This is a genomic window from Chlorobaculum parvum NCIB 8327 (genome assembly GCF_000020505.1).
GTDB lineage: Bacteria > Bacteroidota > Chlorobiia > Chlorobiales > Chlorobiaceae > Chlorobaculum > Chlorobaculum parvum_A.
This window is the reverse complement of record NC_011027.1, coordinates 2229764-2249766: the sequence shown is the minus strand read 5'-3', so window position 1 is coordinate 2249766 and position 20003 is coordinate 2229764. Positions and strand designations below refer to the sequence as shown.

General features: G+C 57.4%; 20 protein-coding genes and 1 other RNA gene. 15 read left to right on the top strand and 6 right to left on the bottom strand.

Going from position 1 to position 20003, the window contains the following annotated elements; genetic code table 11:
- Nucleotides 1-5: 5 nt before the first annotated feature.
- Genes argS through trpS form a run of 3 tightly spaced genes read right to left on the bottom strand, consistent with a single transcriptional unit; the run spans nt 6 to nt 3412 of the window.
- Complete coding sequence (gene argS / locus CPAR_RS10360) at nt 6-1661, bottom strand: arginine--tRNA ligase (protein WP_012503266.1); 1656 nt, start codon at nt 1659-1661, stop codon at nt 6-8.
- Nucleotides 1662-1673: 12 nt separating this feature from the next.
- Nucleotides 1674-2381, bottom strand: a complete 708-nt coding sequence (locus CPAR_RS10355) for a beta-phosphoglucomutase family hydrolase (protein WP_012503265.1) — start codon at nt 2379-2381, stop codon at nt 1674-1676.
- Nucleotides 2378-3412, bottom strand: coding sequence for a tryptophan--tRNA ligase (trpS, locus tag CPAR_RS10350; protein WP_041466199.1), 1035 nt, complete (start codon nt 3410-3412; stop codon nt 2378-2380). The genes CPAR_RS10355 and trpS overlap by 4 nt, the downstream gene beginning before the upstream one ends.
- Before the next feature lie 327 nt (nt 3413-3739).
- On the opposite strand from trpS, the gene ffs reads away from it, so the two are divergent.
- The 3 genes from ffs to fsa all read left to right on the top strand — a co-directional run bounded on the left by ffs (nt 3740) and on the right by fsa (nt 5848).
- Nucleotides 3740-3838: signal recognition particle sRNA small type (ffs, locus tag CPAR_RS10700), an RNA gene on the top strand.
- A gap of 279 nt (nt 3839-4117) precedes the next feature.
- Nucleotides 4118-5170, top strand: coding sequence for a 1,9-bis(guanidino)-5-aza-nonane synthase (locus CPAR_RS10345; protein WP_012503263.1), 1053 nt, complete (start codon nt 4118-4120; stop codon nt 5168-5170).
- A 9-nt stretch (nt 5171-5179) separates the two neighbouring features.
- Complete coding sequence (gene fsa, locus CPAR_RS10340; RefSeq protein WP_012503262.1) at nt 5180-5848, top strand: fructose-6-phosphate aldolase; 669 nt, start codon at nt 5180-5182, stop codon at nt 5846-5848.
- A gap of 87 nt (nt 5849-5935) precedes the next feature.
- Here fsa and CPAR_RS10695 read toward each other — a convergent pair whose 3' ends face one another.
- A complete protein-coding gene (locus tag CPAR_RS10695; RefSeq protein WP_012503261.1) occupies nt 5936-6955 on the bottom strand; it encodes an META domain-containing protein in 1020 nt (339 codons plus the stop codon).
- 512 nt (nt 6956-7467) lie between these two features.
- On the opposite strand from CPAR_RS10695, the gene CPAR_RS10330 reads away from it, so the two are divergent.
- The 6 genes from CPAR_RS10330 (at nt 7468) to CPAR_RS10305 (ending at nt 13992) form a co-directional block, all read left to right on the top strand.
- A complete protein-coding gene (locus CPAR_RS10330; protein ID WP_012503260.1) occupies nt 7468-7818 on the top strand; it encodes a hypothetical protein in 351 nt (116 codons plus the stop codon).
- 190 nt (nt 7819-8008) lie between these two features.
- Nucleotides 8009-9361 (top strand): FAD-dependent oxidoreductase, encoded by a 1353-nt coding sequence (locus CPAR_RS10325; RefSeq protein WP_012503259.1) that lies wholly within the window; start codon nt 8009-8011, stop codon nt 9359-9361.
- 110 nt (nt 9362-9471) lie between these two features.
- Nucleotides 9472-10551: a radical SAM protein gene (locus tag CPAR_RS10320; protein ID WP_012503258.1), complete on the top strand. Its 1080-nt coding sequence runs from the start codon at nt 9472-9474 to the stop codon at nt 10549-10551.
- 195 nt (nt 10552-10746) lie between these two features.
- On the top strand, nt 10747-11538 hold the full coding sequence (locus CPAR_RS10315) for a methyltransferase domain-containing protein (protein WP_232203908.1): 792 nt from the start codon (nt 10747-10749) through the stop codon (nt 11536-11538).
- A gap of 67 nt (nt 11539-11605) precedes the next feature.
- Entirely contained in the window at nt 11606-12937 is a 1332-nt protein-coding gene (locus CPAR_RS10310; protein ID WP_012503256.1) for an APC family permease, read from the top strand.
- Between the two features lie 80 nt (nt 12938-13017).
- Complete coding sequence (locus tag CPAR_RS10305; protein WP_012503255.1) at nt 13018-13992, top strand: calcium/sodium antiporter; 975 nt, start codon at nt 13018-13020, stop codon at nt 13990-13992.
- A 53-nt stretch (nt 13993-14045) separates the two neighbouring features.
- Here CPAR_RS10305 and CPAR_RS10300 read toward each other — a convergent pair whose 3' ends face one another.
- Nucleotides 14046-14789, bottom strand: a complete 744-nt coding sequence (locus CPAR_RS10300) for a hypothetical protein (RefSeq protein WP_012503254.1) — start codon at nt 14787-14789, stop codon at nt 14046-14048.
- A gap of 158 nt (nt 14790-14947) precedes the next feature.
- Here CPAR_RS10300 and CPAR_RS10295 point away from each other — a divergent pair, with 158 nt between their 5' ends.
- On the top strand, nt 14948-15856 hold the full coding sequence (locus CPAR_RS10295) for a damage-control phosphatase ARMT1 family protein (RefSeq protein WP_012503253.1): 909 nt from the start codon (nt 14948-14950) through the stop codon (nt 15854-15856).
- Between the two features lie 51 nt (nt 15857-15907).
- Nucleotides 15908-16429 (top strand): GNAT family N-acetyltransferase, encoded by a 522-nt coding sequence (locus CPAR_RS10290; RefSeq protein WP_012503252.1) that lies wholly within the window; start codon nt 15908-15910, stop codon nt 16427-16429.
- Nucleotides 16430-16432: 3 nt separating this feature from the next.
- Here CPAR_RS10290 and CPAR_RS10285 read toward each other — a convergent pair whose 3' ends face one another.
- Complete coding sequence (locus CPAR_RS10285; RefSeq protein WP_012503251.1) at nt 16433-16948, bottom strand: septal ring lytic transglycosylase RlpA family protein; 516 nt, start codon at nt 16946-16948, stop codon at nt 16433-16435.
- Between the two features lie 209 nt (nt 16949-17157).
- On the opposite strand from CPAR_RS10285, the gene CPAR_RS10280 reads away from it, so the two are divergent.
- The 4 genes from CPAR_RS10280 to CPAR_RS10265 all read left to right on the top strand — a co-directional run bounded on the left by CPAR_RS10280 (nt 17158) and on the right by CPAR_RS10265 (nt 19998).
- Nucleotides 17158-17925 (top strand): alpha/beta hydrolase, encoded by a 768-nt coding sequence (locus CPAR_RS10280; protein ID WP_012503250.1) that lies wholly within the window; start codon nt 17158-17160, stop codon nt 17923-17925.
- A 54-nt stretch (nt 17926-17979) separates the two neighbouring features.
- The gene (locus CPAR_RS10275) at nt 17980-18558 is read left to right on the top strand and encodes an acyloxyacyl hydrolase (protein ID WP_012503249.1); all 579 of its coding nucleotides are present in this window, start codon (nt 17980-17982) and stop codon (nt 18556-18558) included.
- 22 nt (nt 18559-18580) lie between these two features.
- The gene (locus tag CPAR_RS10270) at nt 18581-19234 is read left to right on the top strand and encodes a cyclase family protein (RefSeq protein WP_012503248.1); all 654 of its coding nucleotides are present in this window, start codon (nt 18581-18583) and stop codon (nt 19232-19234) included.
- 95 nt (nt 19235-19329) lie between these two features.
- Nucleotides 19330-19998 (top strand): succinate dehydrogenase, encoded by a 669-nt coding sequence (locus tag CPAR_RS10265; protein WP_012503247.1) that lies wholly within the window; start codon nt 19330-19332, stop codon nt 19996-19998.
- Nucleotides 19999-20003: the final 5 nt, after the last annotated feature.

The window sequence follows — 20003 nt, the reverse complement described above, 5'->3', positions numbered from 1 at the left end:
TCTCCTTACATCGATTCCGGCGCGGAAATTCCCAGAATTCTGAAGCCGTTGCGCAGCACCTGACGCACCGTGAGTGACAGCTCAAGCCGCGCCGTGCGGATGTTTTCGTCCGCTTTCAGGATCGGGCACTCCTGATAGAACTTGTGGTAGCGCTCGGCGACCGTGTGCAGGTACTCGACCATCTTCTGCGGTTCGAGCAGGCGCAGGCAGGATTGGATGACATCCGGGAAGTCGAGCAGCGCGGAGGCGAGGTCGATCTCCGGTTCGCTGTCGAGCAGCGGCAGGCTAGCGCCAGTGGCCGCAGCTTCGTCGAAGCCGACCTCTTTTTCGGCAAGACGCACGAGGCTGCAAATCCTTGCGTGGGCGTACTGGAGGTAGAAGACAGGGTTGTCTTTCGACTGCTTTTTAGCCAGCTCGACATCGAAGTTCAGGTGCGAATCCTTGCTGCGCATGATGAAGAAGAGGCGCGTGGCGTCCGCACCGACATCCTCGATGAGGTCGTCGAGCAGGTCGGCGTTGCCCTTGCGGGTGGACATCTTGACCGTCTGGCCACCGACGGTGGTGGTGACGAACTGGTTGATGGCGATCTTGACCTTGGAGGCGTCGTAGCCGAGAATTTTCAGCGCTTCGAGCACGTCGGGATACTCGTCGATGTGATCCGCGCCGAAGACGTTCACCATGAGGTCGAAGCCGCGCTCGAACTTGGTGACGTGGTAGGCGATGTCGGGCAGGCGGTAGCTTGGGTCGCCGGAGGATTTGATGAGCACCTTGTCCTTCTCCTGGCCGAGCTTGGTGGTCATAAACCAGGTCGCGCCGTCATACCGTCCGATGAAGTCTTTTGCTTCGAGCGCATCGATCACCTTCTGGTTGCCGGATGCTTCCCCCTCGTTCCACTGATAGAGTGTGTGCTCGTTGAAGAACGAGTCATGCGTGATGCCGATGCGCTCAAGCGTTCTGCGGATGGAGCTGAAGATGACCGCTTCGGCCGTCTCCTTGAAGATGCCAAGTTCATCGGATGAGGCCAGTTCGTCGCTGTGCTCGATGAAGAGCGTCCCGGCGATCTCACCGATGTAGTCGCCCTGGTAGTGCGTCTCCGGGAACTCGACCGTCTGCCCGCACTTTTCGAGGTAGCGGTAGCGCACCGACTCGGCCAGAATCTGCATCTGGCGTCCGGCGTCGTTGAAGTAGTACTCGCGCGTCACCTCGTAGCCCTGCGTTTCGAGCAGGTTGGCGATGCAGTCGCCCAGCACACCACCGCGTCCGCGCCCGATGGTGAGCGGCCCGGTCGGGTTGGCGCTGACGTACTCGACAATCGCTTTCTGTCCCTTGCCTGACTCCGTGCAGCCGAACTTCTCGCCCTGCGTCAGGACTTCCTGAGCCGAGCGCATGAAGAAGGCCGGGGCGAGATGGAAGTTGATGAAGCCCGGCCCCGCCACCTCGGTTTTGGTCACCGTGCCTTCCGGAAAGGCGAACAGGCCGATCAACTGCGTCGCCAACTCTCGCGGATTTTTCCGGGCCTCCTTGGCCAGCAGGAAGGCGATGTTGGTCGAGAAGTCGCCGAACTTCTTGTCGTTCGGCTTGTCGATCTGAATCTCCTTGTCGGTCTCGATGCCCGCTTTGTGCAGGGCGTCCTGAATGAAGGGGAGGAAAAAGGCTCGCATCGGTATGGATCGTTAAGACATGGTTTTAGCGGTGCTGCTAAGCTCCAGCAGCGTTTCGGGCAGGAGGCCGTTGAAATGGTCGATGGTCGTGATGACGTTGTCGAACGCGGCGAACGCTTCGGGGGCGTTGGTCGTCGTGACCGCCACGCAGCTCATGCCTGCGGCGGCAGCGGCTTCCGCGCCGGGCAGGGCGTCCTCGAAAACGATGCAGTTGGCCGGATCGGCTCCGAGCCGCTCGGCGACCTGCAGGAAGGTCTCCGGATGGGGCTTGCCGTGCTTGACCATGTGCGCGCCGACCACTGCCTCGAAGCGTGGCGTCAGGCCGGTCAGGCCGAGCACGTAGTCGATGTTTTTCGGCCCCGCGCCGGTGCCGATGCCGAGTCGGACGCCAGCGTTTGCCGCGCGTTCCAGAAACGGTTCGAGGCCCGGCATCGCCACGATGTCATTGCGGTTCATCACGCGGTAAAGAATATCCTTCAGCTCGGTCAGCTTGTCGGCCTCTTCGGGCGAAATCGACGGATCAAGGAAGTAGCGCAAAACGTCGAGGCCCTTCATGCCCGCGGTTTCGACGAGGTAGCGCTCCGGATCGAGGCCCGACAGGCCGTAGTCCGCGAACAGATCGACCCACGACTGGGCGTGCATTCTCATGTTATCGACCAGCACGCCATCCATATCGAAAATGAAGGCTTTCGGACTGTTGTTTGCAGGTGTCATCTTCATGCGTTGCTCTCCCCGAGGCTCATCGCCTCTCTCACCTCTTTCATGGTTTCTCCGGCGATCTTTCGCGCTTTCCTTTCGCCTTCGTGCAGAATCTCCTTGACCATCTCCGGGCGCTCTTCGTAGTGCTTGCGCCGTTCGAGGATCGGAGCCAGCTCCGCCGAGATGTTTGCCGCGCACATCTTTTTGCAATCGACGCAGCCGAGCGCTCCGGAGCGGCACCCCGCCTCGATTTCGGCCAGCTGCGCCTCGCCAGTGAACTTCTGGTGGTAGCTGTAAACCAGGCACACTTCCGGGCGGCCCGGATCGTTGCGGCGTACCTTCTGCGTGTCGGTCACGGCGGGGCGCATCTTCGCGAGCACCTCGTCAGGGCCGTCCGAGAGCAAAATCGTGTTGCCAAGCGATTTCGACATCTTCGCCTTGCCGTCCAGACCAACCAGACGCGCGAACTTCGTGATCTTCGGCGCGGGTTCGGGGAACACGTCGCCAAGCTCCGGGTGCTGGTAGTGGCTGTTGAACTTGCGGGCGATCTCGCGGGTGATCTCGACGTGCGGAATCTGATCTTCGCCCACCGGCACCACATTGCCCTTGTAGAGCAGGATGTCCGCCGCCTGCAGCACCGGATAGCCGAGGTGGCCGTAGACCAGCGAGTCCATGTTCAGGTCGCGCACCTGCTCCTTGAGCGTCGGGTTGCGTTCGAGCCGCGCGGTGGTGATGAGCATCGAAAAGAGCAGGAACAGCTCGGCGTGCTCCTTGACCTGGGACTGACGGAACACCGGGCTTTTCTCCGGATCGACGCCCGCCGCCAGCCAGTCAACCAGCATGTCGAGCGAGTGCTCGTAGATCATCGAGGTGTCGAGCGAAGTGGTCAGGCTGTGGTAGTCGGCGATCAGAAAGCAGGTCTCGTAAGCCCGGCTTCCGTCGGGCTGGAGAAGGTTTTGCTGCGCGATCCAGTTTTCAAGTGCTCCTGAGTAGTGGCCGAGGTGCAGTTTGCCGGTAGGCCGCATCCCGCTTAAAATCCTTTGTGTCGACATGGGTCGGGTTTGTTGCTCCTGTTTTGCAGGGAATCTCTATAGTTATGGTGGCGCTCAATGCCCCCGGCTTGAAAGTCGGGGCATTGTGAATGTAAGAGTTCTGAATGTCCACAAGGTTAAACCCTCCTGAATGTGAGAGCCTGTTTTTGCGCCCCATCCAAAGCTCCCGGAGGCGATTCTCCGGGACGGTTACGAAGTTATAACAGTTGCCACAAAGAAAAAAGCTTTGTTTTTGTATTTTAACTTCAGAGCGCTATATTAGAGGCCTGTTTTTACTCGGGCCGTCTGATCGGCGCTGTTAAAAACAAGAACATAGCAGATTTAGGAGAGTAAGTCCTATACAGCATTCTCTTACCCAACCATGTCAGGTCCGGAAGGAAGCAGCATCCGGTAATGTGAGTGTGTGATATAGTCAGCTTGCTCTCCTTTTTTTATTGTGAAAAATCGGCAAACAGATTCCGACCGAAATTGAAATCGGGATCGAAATAGATAAACTGATGGGTTGAGTGATGAAGCACGCAGAGTCCTGTTTTACATTCAGGAGGGCTTTAGCCCTCTGGACATTCAGCCTTCTTACATTCATGTTGCCCCGTCCCGAAAGCTTTCGGGACGGGGGGAGTGATGGTCAGACACCAAATCCTCCCCGACTTTTCAGTCCAGTATCAAAATCAAACAGAAGCATTTAAAATAGTACAGGAGACACCTATGGAAGAGCGTTCGATGCAGAAAGCCGGATTTCTGAAAGAGCCAATCAAGCACATCGGCATCACCAAACACAACGTCGTGCCGATGGTCGAGGAGATGGCCGACATGGCGTTCCAGGCCCGTAACCTGGCCCGCGCAGCCTCCATCGTCGATCTGATGCAGAAAGACAAGGAGTGCGCCGTCATCCTTACCCTCGCAGGTTCGCTCATCAGCGCCGGTCTGAAGCAGGTCATCATCGACATGCTCGAACACAACATGGTTGACGCCATCGTCTCGACCGGCGCGAACATCGTCGATCAGGACTTCTTCGAGGCGCTCGGCTTCAAGCACTGGAAAGGCTCGCAGTTCGCAGACGACTCCGAGCTGCGCGAGCTGGCCATCGACCGCATCTACGATACCTACATCGACGAGGACGAACTTCGAGTCTGCGACGACACCATGGCGATCATCGCCAACTCGATGCAGCCTGGCGCTTACTCGTCGCGCGAATTCATCGTCGAGATGGGCAAATACATCGAAGAGAAGGGGCTCGACAAGAACTCCATCGTTTACAAGGCTTACGAGAAAGGCGTGCCGATCTTCTGCCCGGCCTTCTCGGACTGCTCCGCCGGTTTCGGCCTGGTGCACCATCAGTGGAACAACCCCGACAACCACGTCTCCATCGACTCGGTCAAGGACTTCCGCGAGCTGACCAAAATCAAGATCGAGAACGACAAGACCGGCATCTTCATGATCGGTGGCGGCGTGCCGAAGAACTTTACGCAGGATATCGTTGTTGCGGCTGAGGTACTTGGCTACGAAGATGTTTCGATGCACACCTACGCCGTGCAGATCACCGTGGCCGACGAACGTGACGGCGCGCTCTCCGGCTCGACGCTCAAGGAGGCCAGCTCGTGGGGCAAGGTCGATACCGTCTACGAGCAGATGGTCTTCGCCGAAGCCACCGTTGCCATGCCGCTCATCGCCGGATACGCCTATCACAAACGCAACTGGGAAGGCCGCCCGGAGCGCAACTTCAACGCCATGCTCGACGCAAAACCCGTCAACGCCTGAGGAGGTTTTATGAAATTCTTTATCGACACCGCCAGTCTCGACGAAATCAAAGCAGCCAATGAACTTGGCGTGCTCGACGGCGTCACGACCAATCCGTCGCTGATCGCCAAAATTGTCAAGGATCCGGCCAACTTCACCTACGCCGACTTCAAGGCGCACATCAAGAAAATCTGCGACATCGTCGATGGCCCGGTCAGCGCCGAGGTCACCACGCTCAAAGCAGAGGAGATGATCGCCCAGGGCGAGGAGCTTGCAGCTATTCACGAGAATGTGGTCATCAAGTGCCCGCTCACGGTCGAAGGCCTCAAGGCGATCAAGCACTTCTCGTCCAACGGCATCAAGACCAACGCCACGCTGGTCTTTTCGCCAACGCAAGCACTGCTCGCCGCCAAAGCCGGAGCGGACTTCGTCAGCCCGTTCGTCGGACGTCTCGACGACATCAGCACTAACGGCATGGAGCTGGTCAAGCAGATCGTCACGATTTACGACAACTACGGCTACCTCACCGAAGTGATCGTTGCCAGCGTCCGCAACCCGCTGCACGTCGTCGAATCGGCAATGGTCGGCGCCGACATCGCCACCATCCCGTACAGCGTCATCAAACAGCTCGCCAACCACCCGCTGACCGACAAGGGGCTGGAGAAATTCATGGAAGATGCCGGGGTGATGAAGCCGTAAGGCGCAGAGGCATCATATGTTTAAAAAGCCGGATGTGTGCTGCATGTCCGGCTTTTTTCATTTCAACCCCCCCGGTCTTTTTGCCTCTCAGTCAATTGGTTCGAGCGGAATCCCTTTCTGAAAGTCGAAATCTCCCGCCAGACAGACGACGCCTTCGGGAATGCTTTCGGTTCCTTTGCGTTCTTTCTCGGTGTACTTCTTGCCGTTGAAGGCATACCGGACATAGTTTGACGGTTCTCCGCCGCCCGATTCCATCTTCCAGATGTCATTCCAGCCGTTGTTCATGGCCGGAGAGATAACCACGGGAGTTCGAGCTAATGAAAAGTCGTTGACAAGCCGGTATCCGTCATCCCCTTTGGTAAACACCATCATGTTGCAGCCGCCTGTACCGCAGAAAATGGAGCCCATCAGGTAGACGATCGCTTCATCTGTGCCGTCATCGTTGAGATCAACAAGGCTGTAGACATAGGTGGCTTTGGCATTGCCGATAACATCTTTTTTATAATCGGGAGAGGCCTGCAAAACTGCCTGTTCGATTGCCGCATCAGCTTTCGCCAGATACGGGGCTTCAACCTGTGGCTCCCAGGTGAAAATTCCGCCGTCAGCCATGAGGCTCAGGTAGAGCTTGCCATCGTTCAGCAGGTAACCGCGCACCCATTGCGCCTGTGATGCAACCAGCTCGTCCATGCTCGGCGGCGGGCACAGCGCTTTTGTCGTTGCGAGTGGCCCGAATTCAAAACTGCCATTCGACGGATCGGCAGAGGGCTCGAACTTCCAGGTGCCGTTTGCGACATTACAGTTCAGGCGCATGTGAACCGTGCTGTCCGCCTTGAGTTCCATGGTATAGAGCAGCGGATCGCTCGGGCGTTGAACCCCTTGAGCGTCATCCATCGACGTGAATTCAACAAGACGCCATTTTGAGCCTGCCAGAGGATGAGGATTCTCATTTTCAGCAGTTTTTTCCTCGACGGGCGCAGCTTCTTTCCCTTCGGTTGTTTCTTTGCTGCTCTCTTGTGTTTTGGTGGTGCAGGAGGTCATGAAGAGCGAAAACGAGGCCAGAAAAAAAGCCCAGAGGAAAGCGGATGAAAGGTGAGAGTTTCGTTTCATGCTTCAAAGTTTTTACAGACATTCAAAAACTGTAAAGTACTTGATAGAACGATAGATGAACTTCCCGGGTTCCTGCATATTCCGCAGGTCTTATGTTTATCAGTGGAGAGACTAGTTGCTCTTACGTTTACAGGTATCCCTCACTGTTAGGCGTTTTACAGATGCTTACAGGATTGTTGGTTTTCAGTGCTGTTCTGATCTGGAACCCATCCCAATTGTTCTTCTGGAACCCGCTCCGGTTGTTGTTGGTTTGTATTGACTAAAATCCACCTTTACGGCCTCACCATTTCAGAGAGAGCAATACGCCATCTTTTATTAACGATCATCCCAGCAGGTAAAGCGGTTTGGTTGCGTTGCAGGCCTCGGGAGAGAAGCGGCTGGACTTCGGATAGAAATCCGCAGTTTGTTTTGATAATATGCTTCTTGGTCACGTTGATAGATCCGCTGAAATTGGTCAGCGTCAGAGTAATAAACGTTGACACTTTGAGCTGCCTAGTCAGCACATTCCAACGATGAACAAGCAAAGCCAAACACTCCATCCTGTCATCGTTTGGCTGCGTTTTGTGGTGGTGACGACCCGTTATTTGTTGCGCCATGATCCGGCTTTGCTGGCGGAGCGTCTGAAGCTGGCGCAGGTCGTGAAGATCGACGAAGCGCGTCATCAGCAGGTGATTACCATCGTGCTGCTCTTCGCCATGCCCGCAGCCCTCGGCTCACGCTCTGCGTTGCTTCTCTCCCTGTTTCTGACTCTCCTGCTGATCGTGCGAACCCGGCTCGAAGACCGCACGGTACACGCCGAGCTGGAGGGTTATCCCGACTACGCCCGGCAAACCCGCTACCGCCTGATTCCCGGAATCTGGTGATTCGCTGGCCTGGTCTGTTGACCTCCGGCAATCGTCGACAGCCATGGCACTCTGCGATTCCTTACTCGGACACCAGCTCTCCTTCCATGTCACCTCCGTGTGAAATATCTGCGCTTTGCTCTTGTTTAAGGGGGTTAATCGAATATCTTGGCTGACGAATTGTTCATCCAATAAACCCCTATAAAAAATAATGCAGAAACAGGTTGATATTCTGGTGATTGGCGGCAGTGCTGCAGGTATTGTGGCTGCTACGACGGCTCGGGCGTTTTATCCCGATAAAGAGGTGATGATCGTGCGAAAGGAGCAGGATGCCGTCGTGCCTTGCGGAATTCCCTACATCTACGGAACGCTGAAAGGGGTCGATCAGGATATTATTCCGACCGGTCACATTACCGAGGCTGGCGTGGAGCTGATGATCGACGAGGTGAAGAGCATCGACAAGGAGTCGAAAACTGCGACGACTTCGTCGGGCACGGTCATTTCGTGGGACAAGCTGGTGATTGCGACCGGGTCGGTGCCGAAGGTGCCGGAGTGGCTGCCGGGCACCGGGCTTGAGAATGTGTTCACGATTCCCAAGGATTCTCACTATCTCGAACAGGTGCAGCACGCGCTGGAGAAGAGCAAGAAGGTGGTGATTATCGGCGGTGGCTTTATCGGCGTCGAGATCGCCGACGAGCTGAGCAAGAAGGGGTTCGACATCACGCTGGTCGAGCTGTTGCCGCATCTGTTGCAGATGGCTTTTGACGAGGAGCTTTCGGTGCGCGCCGAGGAGATTCTCGCCGATGAAGGGGTGAAGCTCCGGCTTGGCTGCAAGGTCGAGCGGATCGAGGGCGATGGCGCGGTGTCCGCTGTGCGGCTCGAAGGCGGCGAAGTGCTGGAAGCCGATCTGGTGGTGCTTTCGACCGGCTACCTGCCCAACACGACGCTGGCCGCCGATGCCGGAATCAAGCTCAACGAACTTGATGCGATCCGCGTGGACGAGTACATGCGCACCGAGGACAAGGATATTTTCGCCGTCGGTGATTGCGCCGAGAAGTTCAGCTTCTTCACCCGCATCGTCAAGGGTTTGATGCTCGCCTCGACGGCCTGCTCGGAGGCGCGTATCGCCGGAATGAACCTCTACAAGCTCTCCCGCCTGCGCACCTTCGGCGGCACGATGTCGATCTTTTCGACCGCGATCGGCGGAACCACCTTTGCCGCCGCTGGCGTGACCGAGCAGGTGGCCATCGAGCGCGGCTTCGACATCGTCAGCGCTTTTGCGCAGGGCATCGACAAGCATCCGAAGTCGCTGCCGAACGTGCACAGCCAGTGGGTGAAGCTGATCGTCAACCGTGAGTCCGGCCTGGTGCTCGGTGGCTCGGTGATGGGCGGCGCGAGCGCGGGCGAGCTGATTAACGTGATCGGGGTGATTATCGAAAACAAGATGACCATCCACGAAGTGCTGACCTTGCAATTCGGCACCCACCCGCTCCTGACTGGCCCGCCGACCGGCTATCCGCTGCTGAAAGCCGCCGAAAACGTGGCGCGGAAGTTGCGGGCGTAAACGTAGCGTGACTCGCATTTTGGTCGCTCGCCATCAAGTCGGGAACCTGCAACAAGCTCTCCCGGTTTTGTAGTTACGAACTGTAATCACAAGACCGGGAGCTTTGCGTTATGGCATCCTGTATCAACGATCATCTGAACCGGTACGGCGGCCTGGCTGTCGGGCGCGAGGAGGAGCAGAAGCGCTATTTCGACGAGAAGCGACTCTACGCACTGCAAATCGAAACGACCGACGCCTGCCAGCAGGGGTGCATTTTCTGCTATGCCGGATCGACGCCGCGCGAACGCAACGGGCTGAACTCCGATGAAATCCGTGGCCTGCTCCGTGATGCGGCCGCGCTGGAAATCCGCGCCATCGACTGGCTCGGCGGCGATCCGCTCGTGCGTCCGGACTGGTATGAGCTGATGCAGTACGCGCAGTCGCTGGGGCTGGTGAACAACGTCTGGACGAGCGGTTTGCCGCTGAAAAGCAAAGATGTTGCCGCCAAAGTGCACGAGGTGAGCGAGGGGGGCTTCGTGTCGGTGCACGTCGATTCCATCACGCCCGAGGTTTATGCGAAGCTGCATCGCGGCGGCAATCCGCACTTCATCGATGCCATCGTCGAAGGGGTGGACAACCTGCTCTCGCTCGGCAAGCCTGCCGACATGATGATTAACTGCATCACCTACACGTCGTTGCAAGGCCCGGACGACGCGATCAAGACCATGCGCTGGTGGTTCCGCGAGAAGGGGCTGCGCACCTGCCTCACCATGTTCAATCCCGCCGGCATGGGCGCGGAGTGGCGCTCGCTGGAGCCGGGCCTCGACGAGGTACAGCGGGTCTATACCGAGCGCGACCGCATCAACTACGGCGACGACAAAATCTCCATCGCGGCGATGGATACCGACAAATACTACTGCGGCACGATGGCTACCGTCACCTTTACCGGCGACGTCACGCCATGCTCGGTCATCCGCGACGGCGTGGCCAACATTCGCGAGATGCCGTTCCGCGACATCGTCGCCCGGCATCGCGACACGCTCGTGCACGCCGCTCTGCACGATGTCCACAACCTGCCCGCGCCCTGCGATTCGTGCGTCAATAACGCCCATTGCTGGGGCTGCCGGGCCAGTGCCTACCACTACAACGGCGACGCGGACGGCCTCGATCCGAAGTGCTGGCTGATCCGCTCAGGGCAATCATCAGACTGATTTCATTTCTAAAACAACTATGCATCATCATGGGGCTCTTGGCATTTCGGTCCGTCATCCCCGCGAAAGCGGGAATCCATGTGCTCCAGTTTCTGGTTTCCCGCCTGCGCGGGAATGACGAGGAAACAGCATTTTATTGATGCATGAATGAGCTGGAATTGGAATAACTTCAACAATCAGGAAAGAGAGGTTCAGATGACCAGAAAACTCGATGTCACGATCGGAAGCGTCAACGAAGTGTATGACGGCGCGGGCGGTATTCTCTGGGAGATGCTGATGGGCGAGCAGATTCACGTCGGCTCAGAAGCGGAAACCGACCTGCTTGCTGAAAAAGCCGGGGTCGGCGAGGACTCGCACCTTCTCGACGTCTGCAGTGCACTCGGTGGCCCGGCTCGGTATCTCGCCAAAAAGTACGGCTGCCGCGTGACCGGCCTCGACGCAACCCGTCGGATGGATGAAGAGGCCCGGCGTCGCACCGAGGAGGCAGGGTTGTCGGACAAGATCGATTACCGTTTGGGCAACGCGCTCGATATGCCGTTTCAGGCCGGAACCTTCGACATGGTGTGGGGGCAGGACGCCTGGTGCTACATCACCGACAAGCAGCGGCTCATCGAGGAGTGCGCCCGCGTGCTGAAGCCGGGCGGCACGCTCGCCTTCACCGATTGGCTGGAGACTGGCCCGATGTCCGACGACGAGTGGCAGGCGCTCAACACCTTCATGGTGTTCCCGTACATGGAGACGCTCGACGGCTACGCCGCGCTCGCCGAAGCCGCCGGGCTGACGGTCATCGAAAAGGAAGACCTCTCGGCCAGCTTTGCGCCGTCGATTCAGGGCTACCTCGACATGGTGCAGAATGACTTCCGTCAGGCGATTGTCGACAACTACGGCCAGGAGATGTACGACGCGGTCGAGCAGGGGATCACCCTCTGGCGCGACGCTTCGGTAGCCGGCAAGGTTGGCCGGGGACGATTGATTGCGAAGAAATGAGCCGGACGTAAAACACGAATTTCATGACAAGATTAAAGGTCAGCGGTTTGTCCGGTTGCATGAGGTGATGGCCGGGGAGAGCAAAAACAAAAAAGCCGTCGGCCTTGTCGGCGCAATTGCCATTGGCATCGGCGGCATGGTGGGCGGCGGAATCTTCGCCGTGCTCGGGGAGGCGGTGTCGCTTGCGCGGAAGGCCACGCCCATCGCCTTCCTCTTTTCGGGCATCATCGCGCTGCTGACTTCGTATGCCTACGCGAAGCTCTCCGTGCGGTTCCAGAGCCGGGGTGGCACAGTGCTTTTTGTCGATCAGGCGTTTGGCAGCAACATCGCGTCGGGCAGTGTCAACCTGATGCTGTGGTTGAGCTATCTCGTGACCATCGCGCTCTATGCCGCGGCGTTTGCGTCGTACGCCGGAACCTTTTTCCCGCAAATTCATTCGAGCCTTTTCCGGCACGCGCTCATCAGCATCGCCATCGTTTTGCCGACGCTCATCAATCTGGTCAGCGCGTCGTTCGTCAGCAAATCCGAGACGGCGATTGTGGCGCTCAAGCTGCTGCTGTTGCTGGTCATTCTCGGCTTCAGTCTTCCAGCGCTTGCCAGTGCGCCCGTTACCCTTCCCGCGCCCGGAGCCGTGCCGTCGATCTTCATGGCAGGCATGGTCATTTTCGTCGCCTACGAGGGGTTCGAGCTGATCGCGAACGCTTCAGAGGAGATCACCAATCCGGAACGGAACCTGCCGCTGGCGTTTTACATCTCGGTGGTTGTGGTGATTGTGCTCTACGTGCTGATCGGATTCGTGACCGTGCAGGCGGTGCCGGAGGCGCAGCTCATGCGTGCGAAGGATTACGCGCTTGCCGTGGCTGCCAAACCGGCGCTGGGGCAGACCGGGTTCGTGATCGTTTCCGTGGCGGCGCTGCTGGCAACCTTTTCAGCGATCAACGCCACGATTTACGGCAATGCGCGGCTCGGCTATTTTCTGGCGCGGGACGGCGAGCTTCCGGAGATTTTCGACCGGCAGGCGTGGAACGAGCCGGTGATGGGCGTGGTGATGACCGCCGCAATCAGCCTCGTGATTGCCAATGCGATTTCGCTGACCGAAATCGCCGTGATCGCGAGTGCGAGCTTCCTGCTCATTTTTGCGCTCATCAACGCCAGTGCGTTCAGGCTCCGCAAGGAGATCGGCGGGAACGGAGCTGTTTTCGTGGCCGGATTGCTCCTCTGTTTGGCAGCGTTGGTTGCGCTGCTTGTGCAGGCATCGTCAGCCTCCCCCAGAGCGGTTCCGGTGTTTCTTGCCTTTATTGCGGTGTCCGTCCTGTTCGAACTGCTCTACGGCTGCCGGGTGAGAAAATGTTTTCTCGGGCGCATCTTCGGTCAGGATCAGCAAGACACTTCGAAATAACACTGCCAGCGCCTCTGCTTTCTGTCTTTCCGCTTCAGTGTTGTATCTTCCGCCATTGCCAATCCATTGATCTGTTGTTTATGCTGCTGTTTTCACTTTCGGTTGTTATCGGGCTCGTTGTGCTGGTCTGGAGTGCGGGGCTTTTTGTTGATGGCTCCGCCGCCGCCGCGCGCTATTTCAGGCTTCCTCCGCTGCTTATCGGTATGCTCATCATCGGTTTCGGCACGTCGGCTCCCGAAATTGCCGTATCGACGCTCTCCTCCATGCAAGGCAATTCGGACCTCGCGCTGGGTAACGCACTGGGCTCCAACATCACCAATATCGCGCTTATCCTCGGCGTGACGGCGCTCATCAACCCGATTGCCGTGCAGTCCAGAATTCTACGAAAGGAGCTGCCGATCCTGACCGTCGTAACGGCCATCACCGCTTATTTCCTTTCCGACGGTGTTCTTGATCGGCATGACGGGATCATTTTGCTGCTCATGTTCGCCCTGTTTACCGGCTGGTCGATCTGGGAGGGCATCACGAAATCGACCGACGAGTTTGGCGAGGAGATGGAGCAGGAGCTTGAGCTGCATGAAATGCCGATCGGCAAGTCGTTTTTCCTGATCGTTGCAGGCTTCGTGCTGTTGCTGGTCAGTTCACGGATGCTGGTCTGGGGCGCGGTCGGGATTGCCGAGGGGCTGGGTGTGAGCAATCTGGTGATCGGCCTGACGGTGGTGGCCATCGGCACCTCGCTGCCGGAGCTTGCCTCTTCAGTGGTGGCCGCGCGCAAGGGGGAGGACGATCTGGCCCTTGGCAACGTGCTCGGCTCGAACCTGTTCAACACCCTGATCGTTGCCGGCATTGCCGGAGTGATCCATCCCGCAGCCATAGGTGCGACCTCATTTCACCGCGATGTGCTGGTGATGTCGCTGTTGACCGTATCGCTTTTCGTGCTCGGCTACGGTTTCCGCGGCGCGGGAACCGGGCGCATCACCAGACTCGGTGGCGCCGTGCTGCTTGGTTGCTACGTTACCTACACAGCTTATCTGCTGATGACGGCAATCGGGTGAGGGAAAAGGACGAAGGGGAAGACAGCAGTTCTTCCCCCTCATTTTGTATTTCTTTAATACTTGGCCAGCGTGATGACTGACGAGTTGCCTGAGTGCGCCTCGTGTTCAGCTGCCCATTCCTTGTCACTTGGGTAGTAGCCTTCAAAGAAATCAACGTAATCATCGCCATTTGACTTCAGGATTGTTCCTATAGCATTGCCTAATTCAACTGCCGCGTTTTTGATAAGGGTCAAAGCTCCAGCACTTGGTCCCGCCAGCGCGATTGCCGAGATCAGTGATGACAAAGAAGAGTTATTGATAGCCTCAGCGGTTTCCGTCATAGCTTTTCCAAACTTCCTCGTCTCCTCATCGGACTCCCATAACTGTATCCGGATAGCCATGCCGCCGGTAATGGTGCGTTTTGGAAACAGATTGATACCTTCGCCGATAAACTCCCGAACCTTGCCAACTCTCATGGGGATGATGACGCTTTTGGGGTCTGCATCTGCTCCCGGGTACTGGCATATGGGCTCTCCGCTCAAATCCCAGGCCCAAGCCACGAAGTACACATTGTTTTTGGAACTGAACACATTCCCGAGAAATCCGTTGAATCCTTCTGTCAGCTTTATATTTTTTAACGCAAGGCCTCTGGGCTCAGGCGACTGTGTGTACTCAAACGATTTTGGGGTAGAGGTTCGTGAAAGTTCGCTTAATTCCGAGAAGGTGGAAATTCCTTTCAGAGAGGCAAATGACTCGATAGCCTTTTTCTTTGCTGTAACAGCAAAACGGTCGATAGCGCCTGTTTGAATGAGTGCCATGGTAGTAAAGTTTTAGTTTGACCGAAAAACGCGTGAACCTTTATGGACTCTGTTTTGGTGAGATATCACCCTTTCTAAAGTAGCGTATAAAAAGCTTGTTTTCGTGCTTTTATTTATCTTTTAAAGTATTTTTAACAAAAAACAACACTTTTCATTGCATGAACAGCAAAAATAGATCGATCCCCGTAGAGTGTTATCCGTGCCTTTTTGAGCAGTTGCTTTCGCTGACGAAGATTACCGGCATGGAAGATGGGCAGGGCAAGGCGCTGTTCGAGCATTCGATGCAGCAGTTGCTTGAGAGCAATGGTGAGGGGATCGTGGTGCAGCATGTGATCCGGAGCGCCACGGACGATGCGATTGCGCTGTCGGGCCGCGATGCGGATTTCGATCCGTACTGTGACATCAAGCAGCGCTCGAACGATGTCGCGCTGGCGTTCGCCGACGAGTTTCGCGCCAGAATTCTCGACTCCCCCAAACCGCTGGAGGAGGCCGTTCGGGTTGCCGCGGCGGGCAATATCATCGATTTCGGCGCAAAACGGCACGGCTCGCTCGATGTCGAACATGAGGTGCGAACCATCGGTGAGCGGACGTTCGGGCGCTTCGATTTCGAGGCATTCTTGTCGCATCTGCAATCGGCGAAGCGCTTGCTCTACATTTGCGACAACGCCGGTGAGATCGTCTTCGACCGGCTCTTCATCGAAGAGATCAGGCGGCACTTCCCGCAACTCGACGTCACCTGCGCGGTGCGCGAGCGCCCGGTCATCAACGACGCGGTGATGGCTGACGCACGTTACGCCGGTCTCGACAAGGTGGCCACGGTGATCTCCTCCGGCAGCGTCTATCCCGGTACGCTGCTCGAAGCGGTTTCGGACGAGTTCCGTCGCCTGTTCGACGAGGCGGATCTGATTGTTTCGAAAGGGCAGGGTAATTTCGAGACCCTGCTCGACGACGCCGACGAGCGACTCTTTTTCATCCTTCGCATCAAGTGCGACCAGATGTCGAGGCTCTCGGGTATCGCCAAAGGCGAGCTGGTGCTGATGCAGGGCGGCACGCACCGGAGGGGATGACCTGATGGATTTGTCTTTTTAATGGGCGAAAGCCTGAATTTCTGAGTTGCCATGCACTCATCTTTGGTCATCAGACCCGAAATGCCCGGCGATGTTGAGGCTATCACCGCCCTCACCATCGCTGCTTTCGCAACGCTGGAGGTCAGCAATCACACCGCGCAGTTTGTCATCGAAGCGCTCCGCAACGCCGGGGCGCTGACCATTTCGCTGGTGGCAGAGCTTGATGGGCGCGTGGTCGGGCACATCGCCTTTTCGCCGGTTGTCATGTCGGATGGCACGGCTGGCTGGTATGGCCTCGGGCCGGTCTCCGTGCTGCCGGATTTCCAGCGGCAGGGTATCGGCAAGGCGCTGATCCGCGAAGGTCTCGAACGGTTGCAAGCGATTGGGGCAACGGGGTGCTGCCTGGTTGGGCATCCCGAATACTACCGTCAGTTCGGTTTCGTCAACCCAGAGGGACTGGGGCATGAGGGCGTGCCGCCGGAGGTCTTTTTTGCGCTTGTGTTCGATGGGCCGGAACCAACGGGCACTGTTTCATTTCACGAAGCCTTCATGGTCTCCGGGCCGTGCGGCTAATCGCTATCGGTAAACGGATTCGATCTTTACCCTGGCTGTCCCTTTTTCATAGAAGCCAAGCTCTTTGGCGGCTTGGGCGCTCAGGTCGATCACGCGGCCATCGACGAACGGGCCGCGGTCGTTGACGCGAACGATAATCGAGCGGTTGTTGTCGAGGTTGGTGACCCTGACGAGCATGGGGAGTGGCAGGTATTTGTGCGCGGCGCTGGGCTGGCCGGGGTCGAAGATTTCGCCGTAAGCGGTCGGCTGGCTGTTGTTTTTTTCAAGCGTTTCCCGGCCGTACCACGACGCGATGCCGGTCTCTTCGTAGGCATACACCTGCTCAAAGCTCATGGGGACGTAGAGCTTGTTGTCGATAAGATAGGGGGTGTTCTTGAGCTTGCCCAGCCGGTACGCCTCCTCGGGTGAGATTCCGGGGACGTATCGCCGTGAAGTGTAAGGCCCTTTCGAGGTCGAGCAGGCTCCGAGGGCAAGAAACAGAGCGAGCAGAAGAAGAGGAAACCGCTTGAATATCATCATGGCTTGGCGTTTTTCTGTTGACCGGATGAGCCGCGTGTGATCACTCGACGGGGTCTGTCGCGTAGGTAAAAAATAGCTATTTGAAAAAAATATTCATGAGCTGCTTTTATATTTCTGGTCATGATCTTCTCTTCGCGCGGCTTGAGAGCGGGTTATGGCATGAATTTTTTGGCAAATAGACGTTCCTTTGCATGACAGATCCCAGAGGTATGAATGAGTGTGAGGACAGGCGATTATCGGGTGTATTGATCATTCACGGCTTTACGGCAAACCTCGAAAGCGTCAGGTCGCTGTTCGAGCCGCTCGAAAGACTCGGCCTCAGCCTTTCCGCGCCGTTGCTTCGGGGGCACGGTGGCGCGTCGCCTGATGATTTGCGCGGCGTGACCTGGCAGGATTGGGTTGCCGATACCGAGGCGGAGCTCAAAAAACTTGCCGGACACGGAGGCAAAGTTGTGGTGATCGGCCACAGCATGGGGGCGCTGCTTGCCTTGCAGCTTGCCGAACGCCAACCTGAGCTGGTTGATTCGATCGTGCTTGCCACCCCGCCAATCAGGCTTGTCTCTTTGCTCGCCCCGGGTCGCCCGCTGCATTTTTTTGCTCCCTTGGTCAGCCGTGTGGTTGATCGCTGGGGCTTCTTCCCGACCTTTGCCGATCCTGCCAACGCCCTGATGCCAGAGCAATACGACTGGGCGCCGACGCGAACGATTCTGTCGATGTTCGAGCTGATTCAAGAGACCGAGCGTGTCATGAACCGTGTCCTGAAGCCGGCGCTGATTCTTCATGCCAGGCATGAAACCGTCGTTCGACCCGAGAGCGCCGAGATCATCTATCGGGCCATCGCTACGCCGCCGGAGCAGAAGTCGATTATCTGGTTCGAAAAAACCGATCATCAGATTTTCTGTGATTGCGAGCGCCAACGGGCCATCGAGTCGGTGGTCAGCTTCGTGGCGGACCGTCAGGTCGTTGACGATCGGTAGTCAGCGCCATAGCTTCGCCGCAGCTTTTATCTTTCAACCGTAAACCATCTCATCATGAAAAAGCAGTTGTTTCATGTTTTAAGCGTTCTGATGCTCGTACTCATGTCGTTTCCCTCTCACGTTAAGGCCGAGGGCGTTCACGTCGATGAAATCGGCTTCGGTTCGGGTTACGCCTGGGGGCATATGAAGTTTACCGATGCCACCAACAAGGTCATGCCTATTTTTGTGCGAGTCGGCTTCGACATGAACTCCGTGTTCGGCATGCAGGAGAGCAAAGGCACGCTTCAGCTCGCGCTCGAACCGTTCTGCAATCCGGTTTTCGAGCCGGAGTCAGGTGTCGAGACTGGCCTCAATGTCTTTTTCCGCTATCTGCACCCGATTGCTCCGTCGGTCAAAGTTGTGGCCGAGGTGGGTTCCGGGCCGATGTACCTGAGCATCGACAGCGCCGAGCAGGGTGACGGTGGCTTCAACTTTTTGAACCAGTTCGGCCTCGGCGCGCGGTTCGATCTCTCCGATCACGACGCCCTGACGCTGGGCTACCGTTTTCGCCACATTTCGAATGCCGGCACCAGCCAGCCGAACCGCGGCATCAACACCAACGCTTTGGTGCTGAGCTATTCGCTGCTGTACTGACGGACAGGCGGGCCGAAACGTCATGCGCATCGTTGATCTGAGCCATCCGATTTCGCCCGCCATGCCGGTGTGGCCGGGAACGCCTGCGCCGGAGTTTTCCGATCTCTGCACGGTAGGGCGCGATGGCTTCGGCGAGCGCTGGATGCAACTCTCGTCGCACACCGGCACGCACCTTGATGCTCCGGCGCACCTTTTCGAGGGCGCTGCTTCGCTCGACCGGATGTCGGTGGAGCGCTTCATCGGCAAGGGTGCGCTGCTCGATCTGCGGGGGGCGTCCTCCGGTCTCGTTTCGCTCGATCAACTGCGTGTCATCCAACCAAGCATCGAAAAGGCTGACTTTCTCCTGCTGCACGTTGGCTGGAGCCGATTCTGGGGAACGGCGGAGTACGACCGGAACTATCCGGTACTCTCGTCGGAAGCGGCGACGTGGCTTGCCGGGCTTGGGCTGAAGGGCGTCGGCATCGATGCGCCATCGTTCGACGATCCGGATTCGGAAGCGCTGCCCATCCATCGCTGTCTACTTGGTTCTGGGCTCCTCCTCATCGAAAATCTCACTGCGCTCGACCAGCTTGGCGACAGCGATTTCCTCCTTTCGGTGCTGCCGTTGCCCATCTCCGGTGCGGAAGCGAGCCCCGTGCGGGCTGTTGCCGTAATTCCTTCTTTCGAGATAAAATAGACGATTCGGCTTGTCATTTCGGGAGGAGGACGTTAGCTTTTGGAAGCGTTTCACAGGTTGTGTGGCCTGTCTTCTGTCACCGAACTTCACGATTTATGGATACCACCGGGCAGAGAGCATTGTCGTCCATTGCCAGCAAGGTGATTATGGCAGTTGCGGGAGTGTTTCTGCTCGTGTTTCTTTCCTTGCATCTTGGCATCAACCTGCTGTTGCTGGCCGATGACGGAGGCGTGGCTTTTTCGGCAGCAGCGGGCTTCATGGGCACCAATCCGGTGATACGGATGATGGAGCTGGTTCTCTTCGGCGGCTTCGCGCTGCACATCGCTTTCGGGGTGATTGTCAGCATCCGCAACCGCAAGTCGCGCCCGATTCGCTACCAGCACCGGAGCCTTTCCGAAACTTCGCCCTTCTCGAAGTACATGATGCACACCGGCATGATCGTGCTGCTTTTCCTCGCGCTCCATCTGATCGATTTCTACTTCATCAAGCTCGGCATCGTCGCTCCGCCTCCTGGCATCGAGCGGCACGACTTTTATCACCGCGCGGTGCTTTTGTTTTCCGATCCGACCTACTCTGCGATCTACCTGGTTTCGTTTCTCGTGCTTGGATTTCACCTGAACCATGCGCTTCAGGCTGCTGCCCAGACGCTCGGCCTGAACCATCCGCGCTACACGCCGCTCATCAAGGGGGCGAGCGCCTTGTATGCGATGATTATTGCGGGCGGCTTCATGGCGATTCCGTTGCGCTTCACCCTTTTCAACTAACGCCG

Coding starts and splice junctions, on each gene's coding strand:
- CPAR_RS10315 (WP_232203908.1), top strand. CDS start 10,747: ATGACCAGAAAACTCGATGTCACGATCGGAAGCGTCAACGAAGTGTAT.
- CPAR_RS10695 (WP_012503261.1), bottom strand. CDS start 6,955: ATGAAACGAAACTCTCACCTTTCATCCGCTTTCCTCTGGGCTTTTTTT.
- CPAR_RS10275 (WP_012503249.1), top strand. CDS start 17,980: ATGAAAAAGCAGTTGTTTCATGTTTTAAGCGTTCTGATGCTCGTACTC.
- CPAR_RS10265 (WP_012503247.1), top strand. CDS start 19,330: ATGGATACCACCGGGCAGAGAGCATTGTCGTCCATTGCCAGCAAGGTG.
- CPAR_RS10310 (WP_012503256.1), top strand. CDS start 11,606: ATGGCCGGGGAGAGCAAAAACAAAAAAGCCGTCGGCCTTGTCGGCGCA.
- CPAR_RS10345 (WP_012503263.1), top strand. CDS start 4,118: ATGGAAGAGCGTTCGATGCAGAAAGCCGGATTTCTGAAAGAGCCAATC.
- CPAR_RS10270 (WP_012503248.1), top strand. CDS start 18,581: ATGCGCATCGTTGATCTGAGCCATCCGATTTCGCCCGCCATGCCGGTG.
- CPAR_RS10320 (WP_012503258.1), top strand. CDS start 9,472: ATGGCATCCTGTATCAACGATCATCTGAACCGGTACGGCGGCCTGGCT.
- CPAR_RS10300 (WP_012503254.1), bottom strand. CDS start 14,789: ATGGCACTCATTCAAACAGGCGCTATCGACCGTTTTGCTGTTACAGCA.
- CPAR_RS10280 (WP_012503250.1), top strand. CDS start 17,158: ATGAATGAGTGTGAGGACAGGCGATTATCGGGTGTATTGATCATTCAC.
- CPAR_RS10325 (WP_012503259.1), top strand. CDS start 8,009: ATGCAGAAACAGGTTGATATTCTGGTGATTGGCGGCAGTGCTGCAGGT.
- CPAR_RS10290 (WP_012503252.1), top strand. CDS start 15,908: ATGCACTCATCTTTGGTCATCAGACCCGAAATGCCCGGCGATGTTGAG.
- fsa (WP_012503262.1), top strand. CDS start 5,180: ATGAAATTCTTTATCGACACCGCCAGTCTCGACGAAATCAAAGCAGCC.
- CPAR_RS10330 (WP_012503260.1), top strand. CDS start 7,468: ATGAACAAGCAAAGCCAAACACTCCATCCTGTCATCGTTTGGCTGCGT.
- trpS (WP_041466199.1), bottom strand. CDS start 3,412: ATGTCGACACAAAGGATTTTAAGCGGGATGCGGCCTACCGGCAAACTG.
- CPAR_RS10285 (WP_012503251.1), bottom strand. CDS start 16,948: ATGATGATATTCAAGCGGTTTCCTCTTCTTCTGCTCGCTCTGTTTCTT.
- CPAR_RS10305 (WP_012503255.1), top strand. CDS start 13,018: ATGCTGCTGTTTTCACTTTCGGTTGTTATCGGGCTCGTTGTGCTGGTC.
- CPAR_RS10295 (WP_012503253.1), top strand. CDS start 14,948: ATGAACAGCAAAAATAGATCGATCCCCGTAGAGTGTTATCCGTGCCTT.
- CPAR_RS10355 (WP_012503265.1), bottom strand. CDS start 2,381: ATGAAGATGACACCTGCAAACAACAGTCCGAAAGCCTTCATTTTCGAT.
- argS (WP_012503266.1), bottom strand. CDS start 1,661: ATGCGAGCCTTTTTCCTCCCCTTCATTCAGGACGCCCTGCACAAAGCG.